Origin of the sequence: Gordonia sp. YY1, assembly GCF_009872315.1 — a bacterium.
Classification (GTDB): Bacteria; Actinomycetota; Actinomycetes; order Mycobacteriales; family Mycobacteriaceae; genus Gordonia; species Gordonia amicalis.
Window position 1 is genome coordinate 230,170 of record NZ_WXYI01000003.1, and the last position, 25,942, is coordinate 256,111.

General features: G+C 69.8%; 1 protein-coding gene (cut by a window edge). It reads right to left on the bottom strand.

The window, feature by feature from the left end:
• Nucleotides 1-25,942, bottom strand: the 3' portion of a protein-coding gene (locus BPODLACK_RS06365) for a non-ribosomal peptide synthase/polyketide synthase (protein WP_159404919.1). It continues 14,129 nt past the right edge of the window; the window shows 25,942 of its 40,071 coding nt (coding positions 14,130-40,071); the start codon falls outside the window, past its right edge — the gene reads right to left on this strand; it ends in the stop codon at nucleotides 1-3.

Genomic DNA, 25,942 nt, shown 5'->3' on the forward strand with positions numbered 1-25,942 from the left:
TCAATCATCGCGCCCGGGTTCCCGGTGACCGATGATGCCCGGCAGGGTGCCGGTCCCGGCCGTGGGCCCCCGTCCACCCGACGACCAGTCGAGCACCCGCTCCCGTTCGGCCGGCGTCACCAGCGGGCTCTCGCCCACCGCGTCGTCCGGTCGAGCGGTGAGCCCGTCGAGGAGCGTGACGAAGCGCTGCGCGAACAGCTCGACCGTCGGCTCGTCGAACAGGTCTGTCGCGTACACCATGCTGGCCGACCAGGACCGGTCATGTCGCATCCCCACCGCGACCGTCAGGTCCAGCTGGGCCGAGGTGACCGGCGTCTCCAGCGGCGCGACCGTCAGGCCGTTCGCCTCGAACAGCACTGCCCCACCCGGCGCCTCCGCCGGTCCGTCCGGCTGGGCGAAGGTGAGCATCACCTGGGCCAGCGGTGAGAACGCGCGCGAGCGGGTGGGATTCAGGCGGTCCACCAGCGTCTCGAACGGCACATCGGCGTGGGTGAACGCGTCGAGGTCGACGACGCGCGTGTCGTCGAGCAACTCCTCGAACGTCATACCCGGGTCGATGCTCGTACGGAGCACCAGGGTGTTGGTGAACATGCCGATCAGCCGATCGATCTCCGCCCGGCCGCGTCCCGCGATGGGAGTCGCGACCGCGATGTCGTCGGTTGCCGTCACCCGGGCCAGCAGGACCGCGAGCGCGGCATGCAACACCATGAACGGCGTGAGTCCCCGGTCGCGGGCGAGCCCGGTGATCCTGGCGGCGACCGCCTTCGGGATCTCGAAGTCGACGCGGCGGCCACGCATGGACGCGATGGTCGGGCGTGGTCGGTCCGCGGGCAGTTCCAGCACGTCCGGCAGACCGGCCAGTTGGTCGAGCCAGTAGGACAGCTGTCGGCCGACCACCGACGTCGGATCGTCGAAGGCGCCGAGTTCCCGGTGCTGCCACAGCGCGTAGTCGGCGAACTGCACCGGCAGCGGCGGCAGTTCCGGAGCCCGGCCCTCGACCCGTGCCTGGTACGCGCCGATCACGTCGCCCATCAACGGCATCATCGACTCGCCGTCGCCGACGATGTGGTGCAGCACCGCGACCAGGACCCAGGTCCGATCGTCCCGGCGCCACAAGCGGATTCGGACCGGCACCTGCGTGGTCACGTCGAACCCGGTGGTCAGCGCCTCGAACAGCTCTTCCTGCGAACCACAGTCGGCCAGGTCGGGTCGTGCCGCGGCGCTGTCGGCGTCGTGGACGACCTGCGTCGGCCGGCCGTCGACGGCCGGGAAGGTGGTGCGCAGGATCTCGTGCCGTGTGACGACGTCACCGATCGCCGCCCGCAGAGCCTCGACATCGAGATCACCGCTGAGTTCGACACCGATCGGCAGGTTGTAGGCCGCCGAAGCCGGGTCGAGACGGTTGATGAACCAGATGCGTTGCTGCGCATACGACAACGGGATCTGGTCCGGTCGTGGTGACACCGGAGTCACCGCGGCCCGCAGACCTCCGCGCCCGTCGGCGAGAGCCGCCAGTGCCCGCGGCGTGGCCGCCTCGAACACCTCGCGCACGCCGATGTCGGCGCCGAGCGCATCGCTGATGCGTGCCGCCAGTCGCGTCGCCGACAACGAGTTGCCGCCGAGTGCGAAGAAGTCGCCGGTGACCGAGACGGTCTCCACGCCCAGCAGCTCACGGAAGATAGCGACCACCTGCGCCTCGGCCGGTGTCTCCGGTGCCACGAGGTCCCCGGCATCGGATTCCGGTGCCGGCAGCGCACGCTTGTCGAGCTTGCCGGTCGGCGTCAGCGGCAGTGCTTCGAGCACCGTGATGGTCGCCGGGATCATGTACGACGGCAGGCGTTCCGCAAGTCGGTCCCGCACCTCGGCGATGTCGATCTCGGCGACCGGCACACCTGGGGCAGGGACGACATAGGCGGCCAAGGCGGTCGCCACCGATCCGCCGATCCCGAGTACGACCGCGGTGTCGATGCGGGGGTGGTCGGCAAGCGCGTTCTCGATCTCACCGAGTTCGATGCGCAGACCGCGCATCTTGACCTGGTCGTCGGCCCGTCCCAGGTACTCGAGGACGAGTTGCCCGCCGGAGTTACGCACCCACCGCACGCGGTCACCGGTGCGGTACATGCGTTCCCCGTGCGATCCGAACGGGGAGGCGACGAAGCGTTCAGCGGTCAGGCGCGGACGTCGCAGGTAGCCCCGTGCGAGGGAGGCCCCGGTGACGTACAGCTCGCCCGCCATCCCGACGGGCACCGGCGCGAGTCCCTGATCGAGCACCGCCAGGCCGGTCCCGGCCAGCGGTCCGCCGATGTGCACGGATTCGTCCGGATCGAGGGGATCGCTGATGGCGACCGCGACCGATGCTTCGGTCGGACCGTAGGCGTTGTGGAACGTCACCTGTCCGGCCCACCGCTTCACGAGCGCCTGCGAGACCGCCTCACCACCGGAGGCGAGCATCCGCAACGCGGGCAGCTCGGCGGCCTCGACGGTCGCCAGCACGCTCGGTGTCAGGAACACGTGCGTCAGCTCGTTCTCCGCGAGGAAGGCGGTCAGATCCGGACCGCCGACCACGTCGTCGGGACGGTAGACGAGCGTCGACCCCGAGGCCGACGCCAGCAGCCACTCCAGCACCGAGGCGTCGAAGCTCGGTGACGCGTAGCCCAGGACCCGCGATCCGGGTGTCGCACCGAACTTCTCGACCTCGACGACGGCGAACGCGTGCGCGCCTCGATACGTCACCGCGACGCCCTTGGGGACGCCGGTGGAACCGGAGGTGTAGATGACGTAGGCGGTCGCGTCGAGCTGCGGGGTCCCCGGCATCTCAGCGGGCGCCAGTGCCGCACCGTCGAAGCCGTCGACCTCCGCGGCCAGCGCCCGGACCTCGATCCACTCGACCCCGGCCGTTAGCGCATCCGTGTCCGCGACGAGATCGCGACCGGCGCCGACCACGAGCTCGACCCCGGAGTCGGCGACCATGTGTGCGATCCGGTCGGCGGGCAGCGACGGATCGATCGACAGGTACGCCGCGCCGAGCTTGACGACCGCCCACTGGGCGACCAGCCGGTCGGCGGTCCGGCCGACGGCCAGGCCGACGACTGAGTCGACGCCGATACCGCGCCCGATCATCCACCGCGCCACCCGGTTCGACGCCACGTCGAGTTCGTCGAAGGTCAGCGTTGCACCGTGGGCATCGGTGACCGCGACGATGTCGCCGTGCGCGGCGACCACGTCGGCGAAGACGTCCGACAGCAGGCGCGGTGCCGGCGTGGCCGGTCCCGGGACCGGCGCCAGCTCGGCTGCCGCGGCCGTGTCTAGCAGCGGGATGGCCGAGGTCCGCAGATCGGGTTCGGCGACGGTCGTCCGCAGGATCTCCCGCAGCGCCGTCCCGAAGATCCGGATCTGCTCCTCGCCGAAGGCCGACGGGAGGTACTTCAGCTTCAGCTGGAGCCGGTCGCCGGACGGTGACGATGCGAGATTGAGCGGATAGTGCGTCGAGTCGTCGGCGTCGACCCCGACGATCTGGAGACCACCGGCGAGTGAGGCGTCCGCGGTCTCCAGCGAATCGGTGTTCACCGGGAACGACTCGAAGACGGTCAACGTGTCGAACAGGGCACCCATCCCGGCCTGCACCGCGATGTCGGCCAGACCGATGTGTTGATGATCGAGCACCGCGACCTTGTCGCCCTGCATGGCGGTCAGCACGTCACCGATCGACGCGGTCGGATCGACATCGACGACGGCGGGCACCGTGTTGATGAACAGACCCACCATGCCCTCGGCACCGTCGAGATCGGCCGGGCGTCCCGACACCGTCTCGCCGAATGCGACGACCCGGTTCCCGGTCATCCGCGAGAGCAGCACTGCCCACGCGAACTGCAGGATCGTGCTGACCGTCACGCCACGCGCACGGGCGAGGCGGTTGATGCCCGCGGTCAGCTCGGCGTCGAGCCACTCCTCGTGGTTGCGGGGCAACGACGTCGTCGTGGCCTCGTCGCCGCCGCCGACCATCGTCGGTTCGTCGAGCGGTGCGAGCACCTGTCGCCAGGCGTCGAGTCCGGCCGTCGGGTCGGCCGCGGCGAGGCGCCGCACGTGGTCGCCGAAGTCCGAGTCACCCGCGAGAGTGCCCGTGTACGTTCCCATCCCGGCGTACAGCGCGAGCAGGTCGGCGAGGACCAACGGCCCCGACCAGCCGTCGAGCAGGATGTGATGGTTCGTCACGATCAGGCTCACGGAGGTGTCGTCGTGGTCCCCGCGACGGACACAGACGAACCGGATCAGCGGCGGTTCGGTGAGATCGAACGGCGTGATGCGTTGCGCATCGGCGATCTGACGCACGAGTCCGTCCGCGACCGCACCGGCGGGATCGGTCCCCACCGAGACCTCTGTCCACGGGACCTCCACCTCCGGCGGCACGACGGCCACCGGGGCGCCGCTCGGGGTGCGGACGTAGGCACTGCGGAGCACGCGGTGGTGAGCGACCAGCTGTTCGGCCGCGGACCGTAGGCGTCCGGTGTCCACGTCGCCACCGAGATGCAGAACCGCTTGCGTGACATACACGTCCACGCCGGCATCCCCGGGTTCCCCGTCGTCGGTGTTCGTGACGGCCATGGCCGTCGCGACCTGCGACTGGAAGTACAGACCGGCCTGCAGCGGGGTGAGCGGCCACACGTCGGCCCCGGGGTACCGCACCGCGAGCGCGTCGAGCTCGTCCTGGGTGATCGTGCTGCCCGGGACGTCGGACGGCGACCGTCCGGGGTCGCCGTCCTCGGCGACCCGCCCCACGAGTGCCCGGAGTTCGTCCGCCCACAGGGCGGCCAGGTCGTTGACGTCCGCGTCTCGCAGCAGAGCACCCGGGAACGTGAAGTTCGCGGTGAGTCGACGTCCCTGCTCGTCCCGCCGGGTACCGACGTTGACGCTCAACTGGTTCAAGGCGACCATCGCCCCCGACACCGACGCCGGCAGGGCCGGCGCGTCGGGTGCGCCGGTGAACGGGACGATCTCGGCCTCCGCCTCGGACGCCCGACCGGCGCGGCCGGCTCCGAAGAAGTTGAAGCCGATCGACGGCAGCGGACGCCGCGACAACTCGGTGTCCGCGAGGTAGCGCAGCACCCCGTAGCCGAGGCCCGAATCCGGTTGGCGCAGACGCTCTTCCTTGGCCGACTTCACCGCGTGGACGACATCCGCGGACGGATCGACAGCCACCGGCGCGATGGTGGTGAACCAGCCGACGGTCCGCGAGAGATCGACGCTGTGTTCCCCACCCTCGGGATGCCCGGCGCCGGAGACGTCGATCGAGTCCGCTCGGCCGTGGCCCTCGACGAGCACCGTGACCGGCGAGACGTCGGCGATGCCACGGGCACCCTGCCACGCGCGGACCGCGCGGGCGAACGTACCGAGCAGCACATCGTTCGCGTTGCCGCGGAACGCCTCCGGGACAGAGGTCAGGACGGCCTCGGACACCTCGGCATCGAAGGTGTGGGCCACCGAGACCTCGGTCGCGAAGCGATCGCGATCGGGATCGAGGGTGACCCCGAGATCGGTGGGCCGGTGTGGTGAGCGTTCCAGCCAGTAGCCGAGTTCGGCGTGACGCCGCTCGACCTGCCCGGCCACCGCATGTGCCCAGGTCCGCTCCGAGGTCCCTTCGGCGCGTAGCGAGTACGTCTGACCGGCGGCGCGCTGCGCCCAGGCGGTCACGAGATCCTCGACGAGGATCGGCCACGACACGGCGTCCACACCGAGGTGATGGACCGCGAGAACGACCCGACCGACGCCGTCCGCATCGGTGACGATGACGGCCGCGACGAGCTCACCCGAAGCCGGGTCCAGTCGTCCGAGCGCCTCGACATGCGCCGCACGGACGTCGGCGTCGAATTCACTCGTGCCCACCCGTGCGGCCGAACGCCGGGCGGTGGTGCGCCGGGGTCCGGCCGTGCGAGCACCGGCCGTGAGCGTCCAGGAACCGTCGGCGTGCTCGAGTCGTGCGGCCAGCATCGGGTGCGCCGCGACGAGCGCTTCGAGCAGTTCGTCGAACACCTCAGGGGTCAGTCCCTCCGGGGCGTACAGCACCGCGTTCTGCGAGAAGTCGGCGAAATCCGCCGGCGCGGTGGAGTGGTCGACCATCCACGACATGACCGGCAGGAGCGGGAGGCCGCCACTCCCGGCACCGTCGAGCTCGGCGAGCGGCGGTAGACGGTGGGCCTCACCGGCGATCACGCGTGCCATCGCGCGGACGGTCCGCTGCTCGAAGATGTCGCGCGGCGTCAGCATGAATCCGGCGGCACGCACCGCGGAGGCGAGCTGGATGGACATGATCGAGTCGCCGCCGAGAGCGAAGAACGACTCGGTCACCGAGACCCGTTCGAGTCCGAGCAGTCCGGCGACGATCTGCGCCAGGGTCTCCTCGGCAGCACCCACCGGCGAGACGTGGTCGGCGTCGAGACCGGCGAAGTCCGGTGCCGGCAGCGCCCGACGGTCGAGCTTGCCGGCGCTGTTGAGGGTCACGTCGTCGACCGGCATCCACAGCGTCGGCCGCATGTACTCCGGCAGCGCCCGGGTGACCGCATCCGTCAGCACGGTCCTCTCGACGGTCGATGGCGCCACGTAGGCCACGAGATGCTGTGCGCCACCGGGTGCGTCGACCACGGTCACCGCAGTGTGCACGACGCCCGGTGTGGCCGCGATGACCGACTCGATCTCGCCGAGCTCGATTCGTTGCCCGCGCAGTTTCACCTGGAAGTCGGTGCGGCCCAGGTACTCGATCGCACTGTCGGCGTTCCAGCGCACGAGGTCGCCGGTGCGATACAGCCGCGAACCGGGTGCCCCGTACGGGTCGGCGACGAAGCGTTCCGCGGACAGACCCGGTTGCGACGCGTATCCGCGTGCGACCTGCACGCCGCCGAGGTACAACTCGCCCGGCACCCCGGTCGGGACCGGGTTGAGGCGTGCATCGAGGACGTAGGTGGTCGTGTTCCACACCGGCACACCGATGGGCACGATCGACTCGGCCTCGGTGACGTCGGCATAGGCCACCTCGACCGCGGCCTCGGTGGGTCCGAACAGGTTGACGATCTGCACGTGCGGTAGCAACTCGTGGGCACGGGCCACGACGGCCGACGGCAACGCCTCACCGGAGGCGAACAGCCAGCGCAGCGTGCGGAGACGTGAGATCTTCTCGGCCGGGACGACATCGAGGAAGACCGACATCATCGACGGTACGAAGTGCACCGACGTCGCTGCGGTCTGCTCGACGAGTTCGGCGATATAGAGCGGATCGGCGTGCCCACCCGGCGCGGCGACGACCATCGTCGCACCGGCCAGGAGCGGTCCGAACAGCTCCGGCACCGACACGTCGAAGGTGTACGGCGTCTTCTGGATGATGCGGTCGCCGTCGGACCACGGGTACTCGGCGAGTCCCCACCAGAGACGGTTGGCCACCGAACGATGAGACACCGTCACGCCCTTGGGCCGGCCCGTCGAGCCGGAGGTGAACAGCGTGTAGATCGCGTCGTCGCCACGGATCGGCCGCACCCGTTCGGCATCGGTGATCGGCCCCGTCGACGGGTCGATGTCGCGATCGGCGTCGACGGTCAGGAAACGAACGCCCTCACCGAGATCCGACAGATCGGCGGCCACCGGCCGGGCGCCGAGCAGGACGACGCCCACTCCGGCAGTCTCCACCATGTACCGGACGCGGTCGCCGGGTGCAGCGGTGTCGATGGGCACGTACTGACCGCCCGCCGCGGCGATCGCGTGGATCGCCACGACCATCTCGACGCCGCGGTCGATGCAGACCGCGACCGCCACGTCCGGGCCCACGCCCAGCCGCAGCAGCTCACGGGCGAGTTCGGCGACGCGAGCACCGAATTCACGGTAGGACAGCTCGCGCCCGGCGAACGTCAGCGCGACCGAATCCGCGGACGCCGCCACCTGTGCGGCGACCGCGTCGGCCACCGACAGACCGGAGACGACGACCTCGGCACCCGACGCCTGCGCCAGGACACGACCGCGCTCGGCCGAATCCAGCAGCGCCGCATCGGCGACGGGCATCGCGACGGCCGCCGTGAGCTCGTCGAGCAGGGTGACGAACCGCTGCGCGAACGCGGCGATCGTGCCCTCGTCGAACAGGTCGCGGGCGAACACGAGTTCCAGCGGCCAGTCCGAGTCATCCTCGGGGACGGTCACTCCCACGGTCAGGTCGAGCTTGGCGGGCGGATCGGACGGCGCCATCGGCTCGATCACGAGACCGGCGATCGACGCAGGCGCGGTGTCGGCACCCATCTCGGGCAGTGCTGTCTGGCCGAAGGTCAGCATGACCTGCGCCAGTGGGGCGAATGCCTCGGACCGCACCGGGTTGAGGCGCTCGACCAGCATCTCGAAGGCGACGTCGGCGTGGGCGAAGGCCTGCAGGTCGGTCTCGCGGGCCTGCCCGAGGAGTTCGGAGAACGGCATCGCCGGGTCCACCTGCGCGCGGAGCACGAGGGTGTTGACGAACATGCCGACCAGGGGGTCGAGGACCCGCTGCCCGCGACCGGCCACCGGGGTGGCGATCGCGATGTCCTCACTCGCCGACAACCGCGCGAGCAGCACCGCGAGCGCGGCGTGCACGACGATGAACGGCGTCGCGTCCGACTCGCGGGCGAGATCGCGGATGCGGTCACCGATCTCGGCCGGTATCGACGTCCCCACGCGGCCGCCGCGCTGCGACGCGACAAGCGGACGCGGGCGGTCCGACGGCAGGTCGAGCACCTCGGGCAGCCCGGCGAGCTTGTCGGTCCAGTACGCGAGCTGCGCACCGACCACCGAGGACGGGTCCGAGCCGTCGCCGAGCACGTCGTGCTGCCACAGCGCGTAGTCGGCGAACTGGACCTCGAGCGGGGTGAAGTCGGGCTGCGAGCCCGAGACCCGCGCATCGTAGGCCGACATCACATCCGCGAGAAGAGGATTCATCGACTCACCGTCGGCGGCGATGTGATGGGCGACGACGGCCACGACGGCCCGGTCTGCGTCGATCCGCCACACCCGAGCGCGAATCGGCCATTCGGCAGCCACGTCGAATCCCGTCAGCACGGCGGTCTCGACCTCGGCCTGCGAGTCCACGACGGACCAGTCGAGCCGGTCCGCGATCTCGGCGACCGGGTGGATCGACTGATACGCCCTGCCCCTGTCCGACGGGAAGGTGGTCCGCAGGACCTCGTGCCGTTCGACGACGTCGATCAGCGCGAGCCGCAGGGCGTCGGTGTCGAGCGGCCCGCGGACCTGCAGCACCACCGGGATGTTGTAGGTGGGCAACGACGGGTCGAACTGGTTGATGAACCACATCCGCTGCTGCGCGAAGGACAGCGGGATGCGTTCGGGCCGTTCCGATTCGGCGACGATCGGCGGCAGTGCCGCAGCGTGGCCGGCGACCTCGGTCACCAGCGCGCGGACGGTCGGGGCCTCGAAGAGGTCACGGACCGAGGTCTCGACGCCGAGCGCCTCCCCGACGCGGGCGACGACACGCGTCGCCGACAGCGAGTTCCCGCCGAGATCGAAGAACGAGTCGACGACGCTGATCTGCTCGAGTCCGAGGACGTCGGCGAACACCGCCGCGACCGCGGCTTCCTCCGGGGTCTCCGGTTCGACGATCTCGCCGACCTCGATGACCGGTTCGGGCAGGGCTTCCTTGTCGAGCTTGCCGACGGGGGTCAGCGGCAGGCCGTCGAGGACCGCCACCGAAGCCGGGACCATGTGTGCCGGAAGGCGTTCTCCCACGAAGGCACGGAGTTCGGCGGTGTCGATCGACGCGGTGTCCCCGGTGACCGGGACCACGTAGGCGGCCAGGGCGGTCGCCACCGAACCGCCGACACCGACGACGACCGCGGAGCGGACGGCCGGGTGCTCGGCGAGGACGGATTCGATCTCGCCGAGCTCGATCCGCAGACCGCGCAGTTTCACCTGGTCGTCGCTGCGCCCCGAGTATTCGAGGACCGGGGCGCCGGTGGAGTCCTGCTTCCAGCGCACGACGTCGCCGGTGCGGTACATCCGGTCGCCGGGAGCGCCGTGCGGGTTGGCGACGAAGCGATCCGCGGTCAGACCCGGACGATCGAGGTAGCCGCGGGACAGCGCGCCGCCCGCGACGTAGAGCTCACCCGTGACACCCACGGGGACCGGACGCAACTGCGCGTCGAGCACCATGAGTCCGACGCCGGCGAGCGGGCCGCCGAGGGACACCGATTCGCCGACGGCCATCGGCGCACTGATCGTGACGCCGATCGTGGTCTCGGTGGGACCGTACAGGTTCTGGATCCGGCGGAACGGTGCCCACGCATCCTTCAGCGCCTGCGGCACGGCCTCGCCACCGGCGTACACGACGCGCAGCGCCGGCACCGCCTGCGGCTCGATCGTGGCGAGCACGGTCGGCGTCAGGAACGTGTGGGTGATCGCCTGCCGCATCATCAAGTCCTGCAGCGGCGTTCCGCCGACGGCGTCGGCGGGGCGGTAGACGAGCACGCCACCGGAGACCATGGCCAGCAGGTATTCGAGCACCGATGCATCGAAACTCGGCGAGGCGAAGCCCAGCACGCGCGAGTACTCGTCGGCGCCGGAACGACGGATCTCCTCCGCCGCGAAGTTCGCCAGACCCGAATGGGTCACCGCGACGCCCTTCGGCCGTCCGGTGGAGCCCGAGGTGTAGATGACGTAGGCGAGGTTGTTCACGTGCACCGGCGCCAGACGTTCCGCGGCCTCGATGGGCGCATCGGACAGCGCGGAGATCTCCGCGGCCACGCCCGAGTCATCCAGACGCATCCACGAGAAACGTTCGCCCGGCAGCGATCCCGATGCGCCCACGGCCAGGCCCAGCACGGCGCCGGAGTCCTCGACCATGTTCGCCACCCGGTCGGCCGGATAGTCCGGGTCGATCGGCACGTACCCGCCGCCGGTCTTGGCGACCGCCCAGATGGCGGTGAGCAGCTGTGCCGACCGGCCGATCGCCAGCGCGACCAGCTTCTCCGGTCCGATCCCCTGCCCGATCAGCCAGCGGGCCAGACGATTCGACCGCGCGTCGAGTTCGGCGTACGAGAGCATCACGTTGTCGGCGTCGACGACGGCCTGACGCATACCCCACTTCGACGCGGCCTGCGCGAAGAGGTCGCCGAGGACGACCGGTCCGGTACCCGGTCCCCCGCTGACGATCGCGTCGGAGTCGGCGATCGACACGGTCGCCCGTTGCGGCTCGGGTTGCGCGGCCGCCCGCGCGAGTTGGGCGACCGACATGCTCTCACCCAGCTTGATCCCGCCGAGCGGGGTCTCGGGTTCGGTGAGTGCCTCACCGAGAAGCGTGACGAGCTGCTGGGCGAAGCGGTTCACCGTCGGCTCGTCGAACAGGTCGGTCGCGTAGGTGATGCTGCCCGACCAGTCGGTCGAGGCCTCGGCCTGCGTGACGCCGACGAGCAGGTCGACGCGCGCCGGAACCTGCTGCAGAGCAACCGAACTGACCTGAACACCGGCAATCTCGCCGACGGTCAGGTCGGCGCCCGCGAGTTCGGGCAGAGTGGACTGGTCGAACGTCAGCCACACCTGCGTGAACGGCGCGAACGCCGCCGAACGCTGGGCACCCGCCGCATCGACGACCACCTCGAACGGGACGTCGGCGTTGGCGAAGGCGGCCAGGTCGGCGTCCTTCGCGGCGTCGAGCAGCGCGCCGAAGCCGCGGTCCGACTCGACCCGGGTGCGGAGGACGAGGGTGTTGACGAACATTCCGACCAGCGGGTCGAGCACCCGCTGCCCGCGTCCGGCGATCGGGGTCCCGATCGCGATATCGTCGCTCGCCGACAGCCGCGCGAGCAAGGCGGCCAGTGCCGCGTGCACGACCATGAACGGGGTCGTCGACGTCTCCTGTGCCAGCCGCTCGATCCGAGCACCGAGTTCGGCGTCGATGGTGAAGTCGACACGGGCACCGCGCCCGCTTGCCCGGGCCGGGCGCGGACGGTCGGTGGGCAGTTCCACGACGTCGGGCAGCCCGGCGAGCCGCTCGGTCCAGTAGGCGAGCTGACGCCCGACGACGGACTCGGGGTCGTCCGGCGTACCGAGGACCTCGTGCTGCCAGATCGCGAAATCGGCGTACTGGACCTCGAGTTCGGCGAACTCGGGATCGGCGTCGGCGGTCTCGGCGAGGTAACCCGTGACGACGTCGCTCACCAGAGGCATCATCGATTCGCCGTCGGCGGCGATGTGGTGGGCGACGACCGCGAGCACGTGCTCGTCCTCGGTGACTCGCCAGATACGGGCTCGGATGGGCCAGTCCCGGGTGACGTCGAAGCCCGCGGTGACCGCCGACTCGATCTCCTCCTGCGAGGACACCTCCTGCCAGTCCAGGCGTGCCGCGACCGCCGAGGGGCGATTGATCTTCTGGTACGGCACCCCGTCGGCGGACGGGAAGGTGGTGCGCAACGACTCGTGGCGGACCACGACGTCGATCAGTGCGGCGTGCAGCGCGTCGGTGTCCACTGAACCGGACAGGCGCAGCACCACCGGGATGTTGTACGCCGCCGACGACGTGTCGGCCTGGTTGACATACCACATGCGCTGCTGGGCGAAGGCCAGCGGAATTCGTTCGGGCCGTGGCGACACGGGCACGATCGGCGCCAGCGCGGCCTGCCGACCGCCGCCGGCAAGCGCGAGTTCGCGCACGCTCGGGGCGTCGAACAGATCACGGACCGAGACGTCGGTGCCGGTGACCTCGCCGACCCGCGCCGCGAGGCGCATCGCCGACAGCGAGTTGCCGCCGAGGTCGAAGAACGAGTCGGTGACGCTGATCCGGTCCACGCCGAGCACGTCGGCGAAGACGGCGGCAACCGCCGCCTCCGTCTCATCGGCGGGTTCGACGTACTCGCCTGCGGTGAACACCGGCTCGGGCAGCGCACGACGGTCGATCTTGCCCGCGGTGTTGAGCGCGATGTCCTCCACCGGCATCCACACGGTCGGCCGCATGTACTCCGGGAGCGATTCGGCGACAACTGCCTTCACAGCCTCGAGGTCGACGGTCTCACCGGGTGCGCCGGCGAGGTAACCCACGAGATGCTCCCCGCCACCCGGTGCAGTGGCGACGGTCGCCGCGGCATGGACCACACCCGGAGCCGAGGCGATGACCGCCTCGATCTCGCCGAGCTCGATGCGCTGGCCGCGCAGCTTGACCTGGAAGTCGGTGCGGCCGAGATATTCCAGGACACCGTCCGGGCGCCGGCGCACGAGGTCGCCGGTGCGGTACAGCCGCGATCCCGGATCGCCGTACGGATCCGCGACGAATCGTTCCGCGGTGAGGTCGGGACGGCCGGCGTAACCGCGGGCGAGTTGCACACCGCCGAGGTAGAGCTCGCCGGGCACGCCGGCAGGCACCCGTCGCAGGCGTGAATCCAGCACGACCGCGGACGAATTCCACACCGGGATGCCGATGGGGACGGTCGGATCGTCGGCGGCGACACGGTGGATGCGTTCGAAGGTGATCTCGACCGCGGCCTCGGTCGGGCCGTACAGGTTGAAGAACAGGGCGTCCGGCCACAGTTCACGCACCGGTGCGGCGACCGCCGGAGGCAGGGCCTCACCGGTGGTCGACACGATGCGGATCGTGTCGAGCGACTCGAGCTTCTCGCGGCCGACCACCTCGAGGAACACGGAGAGCATCGACGGCACGAAGTGCACCATCGTGGCGCCCGTGCGCGCGATCTCGTCCGCGACGTACCGCGGGTCGAGATGGCCTCCGTCGGCCAGGACGACCAGACGTGCACCGATCGTCAACGGCGCGAACAGCTCCGGTACCGAGCAGTCGAACGTGTACGGGGTCTTCTGCACCACCACGTCGTCGGGACCGATCGGCAGTGCGTCCAGACCCCACCACAGCCGGTTCAGCACGGCGGTGTGCGTCAGGGTCACACCCTTCGGCCGCCCGGTCGAACCGGAGGTGAACAGCGTGTAGGCGGCATCGTCACCGCGCAGCGGCGAGGTGCGGTCGGCATCGGCGACCGGTGCCGCGGCGGCGGAATCGACGTCGACCGGCTGCGCGGCGTCGACGCTCATCACCCGGACGCCGCCTTCATCGGCGGCGGAGACCGCGTTGCCGACCGCATCCGGATCGGCGACGAGCAGGACGGCGACTCCGGCGGTGTCGAACATGTAGCGCACACGGTCGGCGGGCGCCGCCAGATCGATCGGGACGTATTGACCGCCGGCGGCGACCACCGCATGGATGGCGACCATCATCTCCACCGAACGCGGGATACACAGCGCCACCGCCACATTCGGTCCGACACCGGCGTCGATGAGTTCGCGCGCCAGGGTGTTCACCCGTGCGGAGAACTCACCGAACGACACCTCGCGCTCACCGAAGACGAGAGCGGTCGCACTCGGGGTGCGCTGTGCCTGCGCCGCGACCGCCTCGCTGACGGTCTGGGCCGGCGGAAGTTCGACCTGCTCGCCCCACTCCGCGGCCTCGATGGCGGCCACGGTCTCCGGGGCGACGAACGGCGCATCGCCCACCGAAATGGCGGGGTCGGCGGTCAGCGCGTCGAGGATGCGGATGAAGCGATCCGCGAACTCCGCGACCGTCGGCTCGTCGAAGAGGTCGGTGGCGTAGATGACCGACAGACCCCACGGCTCGCCCTCCGGGCGGGACGCCATCTCGATGTAGAGATCGACCTGTGCCGCGACCGCCACCTCGTCGTACGGTGCCACCACGAGGCCCCCGGCATCGCCGAGAGCGGTTGCGGCGTTCGCCGACGGATCGAAGGAGAAGATCACCTGTGCCAGCGGCGAGAACGCCTCGGAGCGAACCGGGTTGAGTCGGTCGACCAGGGTCTCGAACGGGATGTCGGCATGTGCGAACGCGTTGAGGTCGGTGTCGCGCACCTGCGCGAGCAGGTCGCCGAACGCCACATCGCCGTCGATCCGGGAGCGCAGGACGAGCGTGTTGACGAACATGCCGACCAGCGGGTCGAGTACCGCCTGACCACGTCCGGCGATCGGGGTCCCGATCGCGATGTCGTCGGTCGCCGACAGGCGCGCGAGCAGAACCGCGAGGGCGGCGTGGACCACCATGAACGGGGTGACGTCGGCGTCGCGGGCCGTCTCGGCGATCCGCGGCCCGATGTGGGCCGGGATCTCGACCCCGACGCGGGCGCCTCGGCCGGAGGCGACCGGCGGACGCGGACGGTCGGCGGGCAGCTCCAGCACGTCCGGCAATCCGGTGAGCTGTTCGGTCCAGTAGGCCAGCTGACGACCGACCACGGACTCGGGATCGTCGGCGGAGCCCAGGACGCGGTGCTGCCAGAGCGCGTAGTCCGCGAACTGCACTGCGAGCTGCGGGTATTCGGGTTCGCGACCCTGCGCCCGCGCGCTGTAGGCGATGACCAGGTCGGAGACCAGTGGTGCCATCGACTCGCCGTCGGCACCGATGTGGTGCAGGACCACCGCCAGGACGTACTCGTTCTCCGCTGCCTGCCACAGCCGTGCCCGGATGGGCCACTCTCCGGTGACGTCGAAGCCGGCTTCGGCGGCGGTGATCAGCTCGTCCTGCGAGTCCACGACCTCCCAGTCGAGCTGCTCGTCGACCACCGATTCGGGGTGGACGAGCTGGTATGGCGCGCCGTCGATGTCGGGGAACGTGGTCCGCAGGACCTCGTGGCGACGCACCACGTCGGCGATCGCCGCACGCAGCGCTTCGACGTCGAGCTCACCCTGCAGCCGCAGGACCGCGGGCAGGTTGTGCATCGCGGAACCCGGCTCGAAGCGGTTGAGGAACCACATCCGCTGCTGGGCGAACGAGAGCGGGATGCGATCCGGCCGCGGGGACACCGCGACCACGGGTTCGAGGCCGGCTTCGCGGCCGTCGAGTGCGGCGACGAGTGCGCGCACCGAGGAGTTCTCGAAGAGATCGCGTACCGAGACCTCGACACCCAGGCCGTCGCTGACCCGAGCCGCGGCTCGCATCGCCGACAGCGAGTTGCCGCCGACGTCGAAGAACGACGCGGTCGCACCGATCTCGTCGACGCCGAGGACGTCGGCGAACATCTCGGCGACGGCTCGTTCGAGATCGCCCTCGGGGGCGACGAATTCTTCCGCGGTGAGGTCGGGACGCGGGAGGTCACGCCGGGACACCTTGCCCGCTGTGTTCAGCGGCATGGTCTCCAGCTGCATCCACACCGTCGGACGCATGAACTCCGGCAGGGACGCGGCCACGACCTCGCGTACGGGGTCGAGGTCGACCGGCGGCGCGACGTAGGCGACGAGCTGGTCATCGACGACGGTGGCCGCGGAGTGGACCACGCCGGGCGCCGAGGCGATGACCGACTCGATCTCACCGAGTTCGAGTCGCTGCCCCCGCAACTTCACCTGGAAGTCGGTACGGCCCATGTACTCGATCTCACCTGCGGTGTTCCACCGCACGAGGTCTCCCGTGCGGTACAGGCGTGAGCCGGCTTCACCGAAGGGATCGGCAACGAATCGTTCGGCGGTCAGACCTGACTGACCGGTGTACCCGCGCGCCACCTGGACCCCGCCGAGGTAGAGCTCGCCCGCGATACCGGGCGGAACCGGCCGCAACCTGCCGTCGAGCACCCACGTCGTGGTGTTGGTGCCGGGCCGGCCCATGGTGACCCGGTCCCCCACCGACACCGTCTTCGTCGTGAGGTCGACCGCCGTCTCGGTGGGGCCGTAGTGGTTGAGCAGCGTCGCCGACGGCTCCTTCCGGTGGACCTCGGCGGCGACGGCATCGGACAACGCCTCGCCACCGGTGATGATGTACCGCAGCGGAGACGGACCGGAATCACCTATGCCCGAGGCGATTTCGAGATAGACCGACAGCATCGACGGCACGAACTGCACGATCGAGACCCCGTGCCGGGTGATGAGACGCTGCAGGTAGCGGGGATCCGTGTGACCGCCGGGCTCGGCCACCACCGTCGTGGCGCCGACCATGAGGGGCCAGAACAGCTCGAACACCGAGGCGTCGAAGGTGTACGGCGCCTTGAGGAGAGCGATCTGCTCGGCGGGGTTCTCGACGAGCGAACTACGCCACTGCAGGAAGTTCACGGCCGACTCATGCGACACGGTGACGCCCTTGGGACGACCCGTGGAGCCGGAGGTGAAGATCGTGTAGGCCGCGTCGGCCGGATTGATCGGGCGCACCCGATCGGCGTCGGTCAGAGGCGGTGTGGTGCCATCGACCGTTGCCGTGCAGTCGATCTCGGTGATGTGCAGGTCGTCACCGAGCTCGCGGCCGAGTTCGGCGATCACATCCGGCACCGCATTCGCGGCGACGAGGACGATGTGGGCCCCGGCCGTCGTGAGCATGTAGGAGACGCGATCGGCGGGCGCAGCGGTGTCGATCGGCACATACTGCCCACCCGCTGCGACGATCGCGTGGATCGCGACGACCATCTCCACCGAGCGGTCGATGCACACACCGACCGCGACCTCCGGTCCGACGCCGGCGGCGACGAGTTGACGGGCCAGCACCGCGATGCGGGCACCGAGCTCTGCGTAGGTGACGGCGCGCTCGCCGACGACGAGGGCAGTCGCCTCTGGGGTCGCCGCGATCTGGTCGGCGACCAGATCGGCCAACGACGCCCTGGGCACGGGGGTGCTCGCGCCGGTGGCCCATTCGCGGACCTTGTCGAGCGCCGCCGCATTCGCCAGGGCCACGTCGGCCGACAACGTGTCGGGACGCTTCGCCATCGCCGTGAGGATGTGTGCGAGTGCGTCGGTGAACACCTCGACCTGCTCGTCGTCGAAAGCGGCAGGCAGGTAGGACAATCCGAGCTTGATCTGCTCGTCGCGACGCGAGGTCACGAAGCTCACCGGGTAGTGCGTGGCGTCGGTGGTCTCCACGTCGACCACCCGTACACCCTGTCCGGTGTCGACGTCGGTGATCGAGTCGGTGTCCACCGGATACGACTCGTGGACGGCGAGCGTGTCGAAGATGACCGGGACGTGGGCCGCCTGAGCGATCTCGGGCAGGCCGAGATGCTGGTGGTCGAGCACCGAGACCTTGTCGGCCTGAACCTGTTTGATGATCTCGAGAATCGACGCATGCGGATCGACGTCGACCGCGGCGGGCAGGGTGTTGATGAACAACCCGACCATAGACTCGACGCCCTCGAGGTCGGCGGGACGACCGGACACGGTCTCGCCGAAGGTGACCACACGGTTGCCTGTCAGGCGCGACAGCAGGATCGCCCACGCAACCTGCAGGACGGTGGCGGTGGTCACGCCGTGATCGCGCGAGATCGCGTCGATCGCCGAGCTGGCCTCGGCCCCGACGACCACGTCGCGACTCTTGGGCAACGAGTCCGCGGTGGCCTCGACCCCCGGCGCGACGAGTGTCGGGCCCTCGACCTTGGACAGCAGACGGGACCAGGCGGCGAGCCCGGCCTCCCGGTCGGCGGTCGCGATGCGGTCGAGATAGTCCCGGAAATCCTTGGGACGACCGTCTTCCGAGCGTGCCGGACCGACCTGTCCGGTGTAGGTGGCCCCGGTGGTGTACAGGGCCAGCAGATCTGCGAGCACGAGCGGACCGGACCAACCGTCGAGGAGGATGTGGTGGTTGGTGACGATGACCCGCGTGGCGTCGTCGGCGCGCACCACGACGAACCGCACCAGCGGCGGCGACGACAGGTCGAACGGCTTGATCCGCTGCTCGTCGGCGAGACGGCGGACCGTCGCCTCCACCTCGTCGACACCCGCTTCGACGACCTCCCAAGGGATCTCGACGCTCGGCGGCACCACGGCCACGACGGAACCACTCGCGGTCCGCACATAGCCGGACCGCAGGATCCGGTGATGGACGAAGAGTTGTTCGGCGGCATGCCGCAGTCCTTCGACGTCGATGTGACCGTCGAGGGTCAGGATTGCCTGTGTGACATAGACGTCCACGGCGTCGGTCGAGCGTGAACTCAGTGCCAGTTCGGACTGGAACTGCAGGCCTCGCTGAAGTGGGGTGAGCGGCCACACGTCCGCACCGGGGTGTGCCGCGGCCAGAGCGTCCAGGTCGGCCTGGCGCAGCGGCGTGCCGGGGACATCCGCCGGCGACAGGCCGACGGCGGTTCCCGCGGTCACCAGATCGGCGACGGCCTTCAGCTCGGCCGTCCACAGGGTGAGCAGGTCGGCGATGTCCTCGTCGGCGAACAGAGCGCCCGGGAAGTTCGCGCCGGCGACGAGCTTACGGCCTCCGTCGGCGTGGTGAGCGGTCGTCACGCTGATCCCGAGGGTGCTCAGCGAGGTCATCCGACCCGATGCGGATGACCCGAGGACGGGGGCGTCGGAAGCGTTCGTGAACGGGAGCGCATCGGCGTCCGATTCGCGGCCACCGCCGGCACCGAAGTAGTTGAACGAGATCGACGGCAGCGGACGCCCGGCGAGTTCGGACGAACCCGGTTCGCCCGCAACGCCGTAGCGGAGCAGACCGAAACGGATGCCGTGGTCGGGCTGGGCCAGGCGTTCTTCCTTGGCGGCCTTGACCGCGTGGATGATGTGGAGACCCGGATCGACGCGGACCGGCGCGATGGTCGTGAACCAGCCCACCGACCGGGACAGGTCGGCGCGACGCGGCATCGGCCCCTCGGCCAGCACCTCCTCGTACCGGCCGTGACCCTCCATGAGGACGGTGACGGGTGCGGTGTCGGCGATCTCGCGATGGGTCTGCCACGAGCGGACCGCCCGTGCGAAGGCACCGAGGAGCACATCGTTGACGTTGCCCCCGAACGCCTCCGGAACCGAGGTGAGGACGGCCGCCGTGACGTCGGCGTCCACCTCGCGGGAGACGAGACGCTCGGTGGACATGCGGTCGCGTGCCGGGTCGAACTCGACACCGAGATCGGTCGGACGGGTCGGCAACCGGTCGAGCCAGTGGGCGACCTCGTCGCGAGGGGACTCGGCGAGTGCGGCGAGCGCCGCGTTCCAGGACCTGGCGCTGGTCTGCTCGGTACGCAGCTCGATGGTCCGGCCCTGCGACAGCTGCGCCCACCCGGTGATCAGGTCCTCGATGAGGATCGGCCAGGACACCGCGTCGACACCGAGGTGATGGATGACGAGGAGCAGCCGTCCGACACCGTTCTGATCACGGATGAGGGCAGCACGGACCAGTCGGCCGGTCGCGGGGTCGAGGCCGGCCGAGACGGTGCGGAACGCGGCGCGGATGTCTGCATCGAACTCTTCGGTGCCGACCGTTGCCGCACTGGACATCTCGATGACGGCAGCGGCGGCCTCGAAGTCGTTGCCCGCGGTCGAGCGCCAACCGCCGGGCCCCTCCGTGAGGGTCGCGGTGAGCATCGGGTGCCGCGCAACGACGGCGGCGAGCAGTTCGGTCAGCGCCGGCAGATCCAGCTCGTCCGGCGCACGCAGCACCGAGGCCTGCACGAAGTCGGCGAAATCGGCGGTCTCCGGGGCGTGTTCGATCATCCAGTGGACGACCGGGGACACGTCGAGGTCGCCGACGCCGGCGGGCTCGGACTCCTCCAACATCGGCAGACGCTCGGACGAGTCGCCGACGGCCGCGGCCATCGCACGGATAGTGCGGTGTTCGAAGATCTCCCGCGGCGACAGGTCCAGGCCGGCCGCGCGAGCCGCGGAGGCCAGCTGGATCGACATGATCGAGTCACCGCCGAGGGCGAAGAATGACTCGGTGACCGAGACCCGGCTCACTCCGATCAGGTGCGCCACGATCGATGCGAGGATCTCCTCGGTCGAGTTCGCGGGGGCGACGTACGCCTCTTCGTGGACCCCGAAGTCGGGTTCCGGCAACGACTTCCGGTCGATCTTGCCCGCGGTGTTGAGTTCGAGCTGCTCGACCTTCACCCACACCGTCGGGCACATGTACTGCGGGAGTTCGGCAGCCACCGTGGACTTCACGAGATCGAGATCGACACTCTGCGGCGCCACGTAGCCGACGAGGTGATCGGCACCCGTAGGCGCCTTCGTCACCGTCACCGCGGTGTGGACGACACCCGGAACCGCGGCGATGACCGACTCGATCTCGCCGAGCTCGATGCGCTGACCGCGCAGTTTGACCTGGAAGTCGGTGCGGCCCAAGTACTCCAGGGTGCCGTCGGCACGCCAGCAGACGAGGTCGCCGGTGCGGTACAGGCGGGCACCGGGCGCACCGAACGGATCGGCGACGAAGCGTTCGGCGGTGAGGTCCGGCCGGGCTGCGTATCCACGCGCGAGCTGGACACCGCCGAGGTAGAGCTCACCCGGGACACCGACCGGGACCGGACGCAGACGTGCGTCGAGGACCCAGGTCGAGGTGTTGGTGACCGGCACGCCGATCGGGACCAGGGCGGGTGCCGACGACACGTCGGCCACGGCGACCTCGACGGCCGCCTCGGTGGGTCCGAACAGGTTGACGATCCGCACGTCGGGAAGCCGCTCGTGCAGACGTGCGACGACGGCCGGCGGCAACGCCTCGCCGGAGGCGAAGACCCAACGTAGCGAGGAGAACTCGGCGAACTTCTGGGCCGGGACGAGGTCGAGGAAGATCGACATCATCGACGGCACGAAGTGCACCGAGGTGGCGCGCGTGGAGCTGATCAGCTCGGCGAGGTAGTCCGGGTCGGTGTGTCCGCCGGGTCGCGCGATGATCATCGTCGCGCCGGTGAGGAGCGGGCCGAACAGCTCGGGCACCGAGACGTCGAACGTGTACGGCGTCTTCTGGACGACACGATCGCCGACGCCCCACGGGAACTCGCCGAGGCCCCACCACAGGCGGTTCATGACCGACGCATGGGACACGGTCACTCCCTTGGGGCGACCGGTGGAACCGGACGTGAACAGGGTGTACGCGGCGTGGTCCCCGCGCAGCGGCGCGCGTCGCTCGGCGTCGGTCACCGGTGACGCATCGGTCACCGGTTGGGTCGCATCCACCTCGAGGACGGTGATCCGGTCGTCGAGATCGACCACCGCCGAGGGCTTCTCGCCGCGGGCGACGAGCACGATCCGCACACCTGCGGTCTCGACCATGTAGGCGACGCGGTCGGTGGGTGCCGCGGTGTCGATCGGCACATACTGTCCACCGGCGGCCAGGACGGCGTGGATCGCGACGACCATTTCGATCGAGCGGTCGACGCTGACGCCGACCGGGACATCCGGCCCGACACCCATGTCGATCAGGGTGCGCGCGAGAGTGGCGACGCGCGAACCGAATTCGCCGTAGGTGACGCGACGTCCCGCGAAGTCCAGGGCGGTCAGGAACGGATCCGACAGCGTCCGCGAGGCGATGACGTCGGAGATGACATCGGCACGGTGGACGGTGCCGTCGTAGGTCCGGTCGGCGTAGGTGACGTCCTGGCCCACGGACCAGTCCTCGACCCGGTCACGATCGGCACCGGAGATCAGGGCGAGATCGCCGACGGCGGCATCCGAACGGTCGGCGCCGGTCAGGTCGGCGAGCACGGTGACGAACCGGTCCGCCAGCGTGCGGACCGTCGACTCCTCGAACAGGTCCAGCGCGTAGATCATCGAACCGGACCAGGGCCGGCCCGAGCCGTCGGCGGCGAGCGCGACGGCCAGGTCGAGCTGAGCCGAGACCTGTGGCGGGTCCACCGGTGTGATCGACAGTCCGGCCAGTTCGGGCAGGGACTCCCCACCGACGGCGGCAACGGGTCCGGCGCCGGGCAGACCACCGGACAGCAGCGACTGGTCGAGGGTGAGCATGACCTGCGCGAGCGGCGCGAACGCCTCGGACCGGATCGGGTCCAGTGCCTCGACGAGTGTCTCGAACGGCAGGTCGGCATTCGCGAATGCGTCGAGGTCGGTCGTGCGGACCTGCGACATCAGTTCGCCGACGGTCATCTGCGGGACGATGCGCGACCGCAGCACGAGGGTGTTGACGAACATACCGACGAGCGGGTCGAGGGCCCGTCCACCGCGGCCCGCGATCGGGGTCGCGATCGCGATGTCGTCGGACGCCGACAACCGCGCGAGCAGTACCGCGAGCGCTGCATGGACGACCATGAACGGGGTCGCCCCGTGAGTACGAGCGACCTCGGCGATGGCTTCGGCGACGTGCGCCGGAACCTCGAAGTCCAGACGGCCGCCACGCTGCGAAGCGACCGCGGGCCGCTCGTGGTCCATCGGCAGTTCCAGGACGTCCGGCAGTCCGGCGAGGCGGGTCGTCCAATGTTCGAGCTGACGTCCGACGATCGTCTCCGGATCGTCGGCCGAGCCGAGAACCTCGTGCTGCCAGATCGCGAAGTCGGCGAACTGGACGTCGAGGGGTGCGAACGCGGGCGCGCCACCCTCGACACGTGCCACGTACGCCGTGACCAGGTCGGTGACGAGCGGGTTCATCGACTCGCCGTCGGAGGCGATGTGGTGGGCCACGACGGCGAGGACGTGCTCCTGCTCGTCGACCCGCCACAGGCAGGCGCGCACCGGCCACTGCACGGACACGTCGAATCCGCGGGTGACCGCGGTCTCGAAGTTCTCCGCGGTGGTGACCACCGAGAAGTCGAGTTCGGTGTCGACCCGGTCCGCGTCGTGGATCAGCTGGTGGGGCCCCTGCTCGTCCTGCGGGAAAGTGGTTCTCAGGACCTCGTGGCGGGCGACCACGTCGCCGATCGCCGCGCGCAGGGCGTCGACGTCCAGCGCGCCGGTCATGCGCACGACGGCCGGGATGTTGTACGTCGGAACACTGGGATCGAACTGGTTGATGAACCACATCCGCTGCTGCGCGAACGACAGCGGGATGCGGTCCGGACGCGGCGAGACCGCGACGATCGGCGCGCGACCGTCGGCGTGGCCGGACACCGCCGCGATCAGCTCGCGGACGCTCGGTGCCTCGAACAGGTCACGCACCGAGATGTCCACGCCGAGCACGTCGCCGGCGCGGGCGGCCACCCGCATCGCCGACAACGAGTTGCCACCGAGATCGAAGAAGCTGTCGGTGACGCCGAAGTCGTCGACGCCGAGCACCTCGGCGAACACACCGGCCACCGTCTCCTCGACGGGATTGGTCGGCGCGACGGTCTCCCCGGTGCCGAACTCGGGCTGCGGCAGCGCCTTTCGATCGATCTTCCCGGACGCGCTGAGGACGAGGTCGGCAACGGGCATCCACACGGTCGGCCGCATGTACTCGGGCAGTTCGCGTGCGACGACGGCCTTCACCTCGTCGAGCGCGACGGTGTCCGGAGCGAGGTAGGCGACGAGATGCTGACCCGAACGAGGTGATTCGGCCACGGTTGCGGCGGCGTGCAGAACGCCCGGCGCCGACATGAGAACGGCCTCGACCTCACCGAGTTCGAGACGCTGGCCGCGCAGCTTCACCTGGAAGTCGGTGCGACCCAGATACTCCAGCTGACCACGCGCATTCCAGCGCACCAGGTCGCCGGTGCGGTACAGGCGTTCGCCGGACTCACCATACGGGTCGGCCACGAACCGGTCGGCGGTCAGGTCCGCCCGCGACGCGTATCCGCGCGCCAGCTGGACGCCCGCGAGATAGAGTTCTCCCGGAACACCGACCGGAACTCGGTGCAGACGCGAATCGAGCACCCGCACAACCGTGTTGGGGACGGGAACACCGATCGGCACCGACTGCTCCCCCGCCACCACATGATGCGCCGTCACATCCACCGCGGCCTCGGTCGGCCCATACAGGTTGTGCAACTCCACATCCGGCAACACCGACAGCAACGACTGCGCCACCGCCGCCGTCAACGCCTCACCCGAGGTGAACGTCAACCGCAACGACGACAACTCGCCCACCCGATCACCCAGCACATCGAGGAACACCGACAACATCGACGGCACGAAATGGATCACCGAGACCCGCTCCGCAACAACCAGATCCGCCAGATACCGCGGATCACCATGCCGATCCGGCTCGGCCACCACCAGAGTCGCCCCCACCGCGAACGGCAGGAACAACTCCCACACCGACACATCGAACGTCACCGGCGTCTTCTGCACGAAGACATCCGAATCGGAGATCGAATACCAGTCCCGCATCCACTCCAGACGATTCATCATCGCCCGGTGCGACACGGTCACACCCTTCGGCCGACCCGTCGAACCCGAGGTGAACAGCGTGTACGCGGCATCGTCCGGCCGGATCGCCCGACCGCGTTCGGCATCGGTGACCGGCGCGGCGGTCAGATCGATGACCTCACCGGCGTCGTAGGTGACGATCTCGACCTCGCCGAGATCCTCGACGACCGAGGGAATGCGGCCGGCGGCGACCACGACACGTCGTACACCGGCGGTGGTCAGCATGTACTCGACGCGGTCGCGCGGCGCGGCCGGATCGATCGGCACATAGTGCGCGCCCGCCGCGATCGTCGCGTGGACGGCGACGAGCAGTTCCACCGACCGCGGGAGGCACAGTCCCACGGCGTCACCGGGGCGCACCCCGGAGGCGAGCAACGTGCGTGCGAGGCCCCACACCCGTGCACCGAATTCGCCGTAGGAGACCGTGCGTTCGCCGACACGCAGCGCGGGCGCGTCGGGCGTCGCGGCGACGACGTTCGTGAGGTCGTCGTACACCGACGACGGCAGGGTCATCAGGTCGCCCTGCTCGGCAGCGGAGATGACCGCCAGCTGCTCGGCGTCGACCAGCGGGATGTCGCCGACCGGCGCGGCCGGCCTGGTGACGAGGTCGCGCAGGACGTCGACGAAACGGCGTCCGAAGTCGGCGACCGTGGACTCGTCGAACAGTTCTGTCGCGTAGATGACCGAGACGTCCCACGGATTGTCCACACCGTCCGCGGTGACCGTGAACGTGAGGTCCATCTGTGCCGCCACGGAATCGCGTTCCACCGGAGCGATCCCCAGCTCGGCGACATTCTCCACCGCAGCACCGGCCGACGCGGCCGGGTCGAAGGACAGCATCACCTGGGCGAGTGGCGAGAAGGACTCGGAACGAACGGGATTCAGCTTCTCGACGAGTGCCTCGAAGGGCACGTCCGCGTGTGCGAACGCGTCGAGGTCG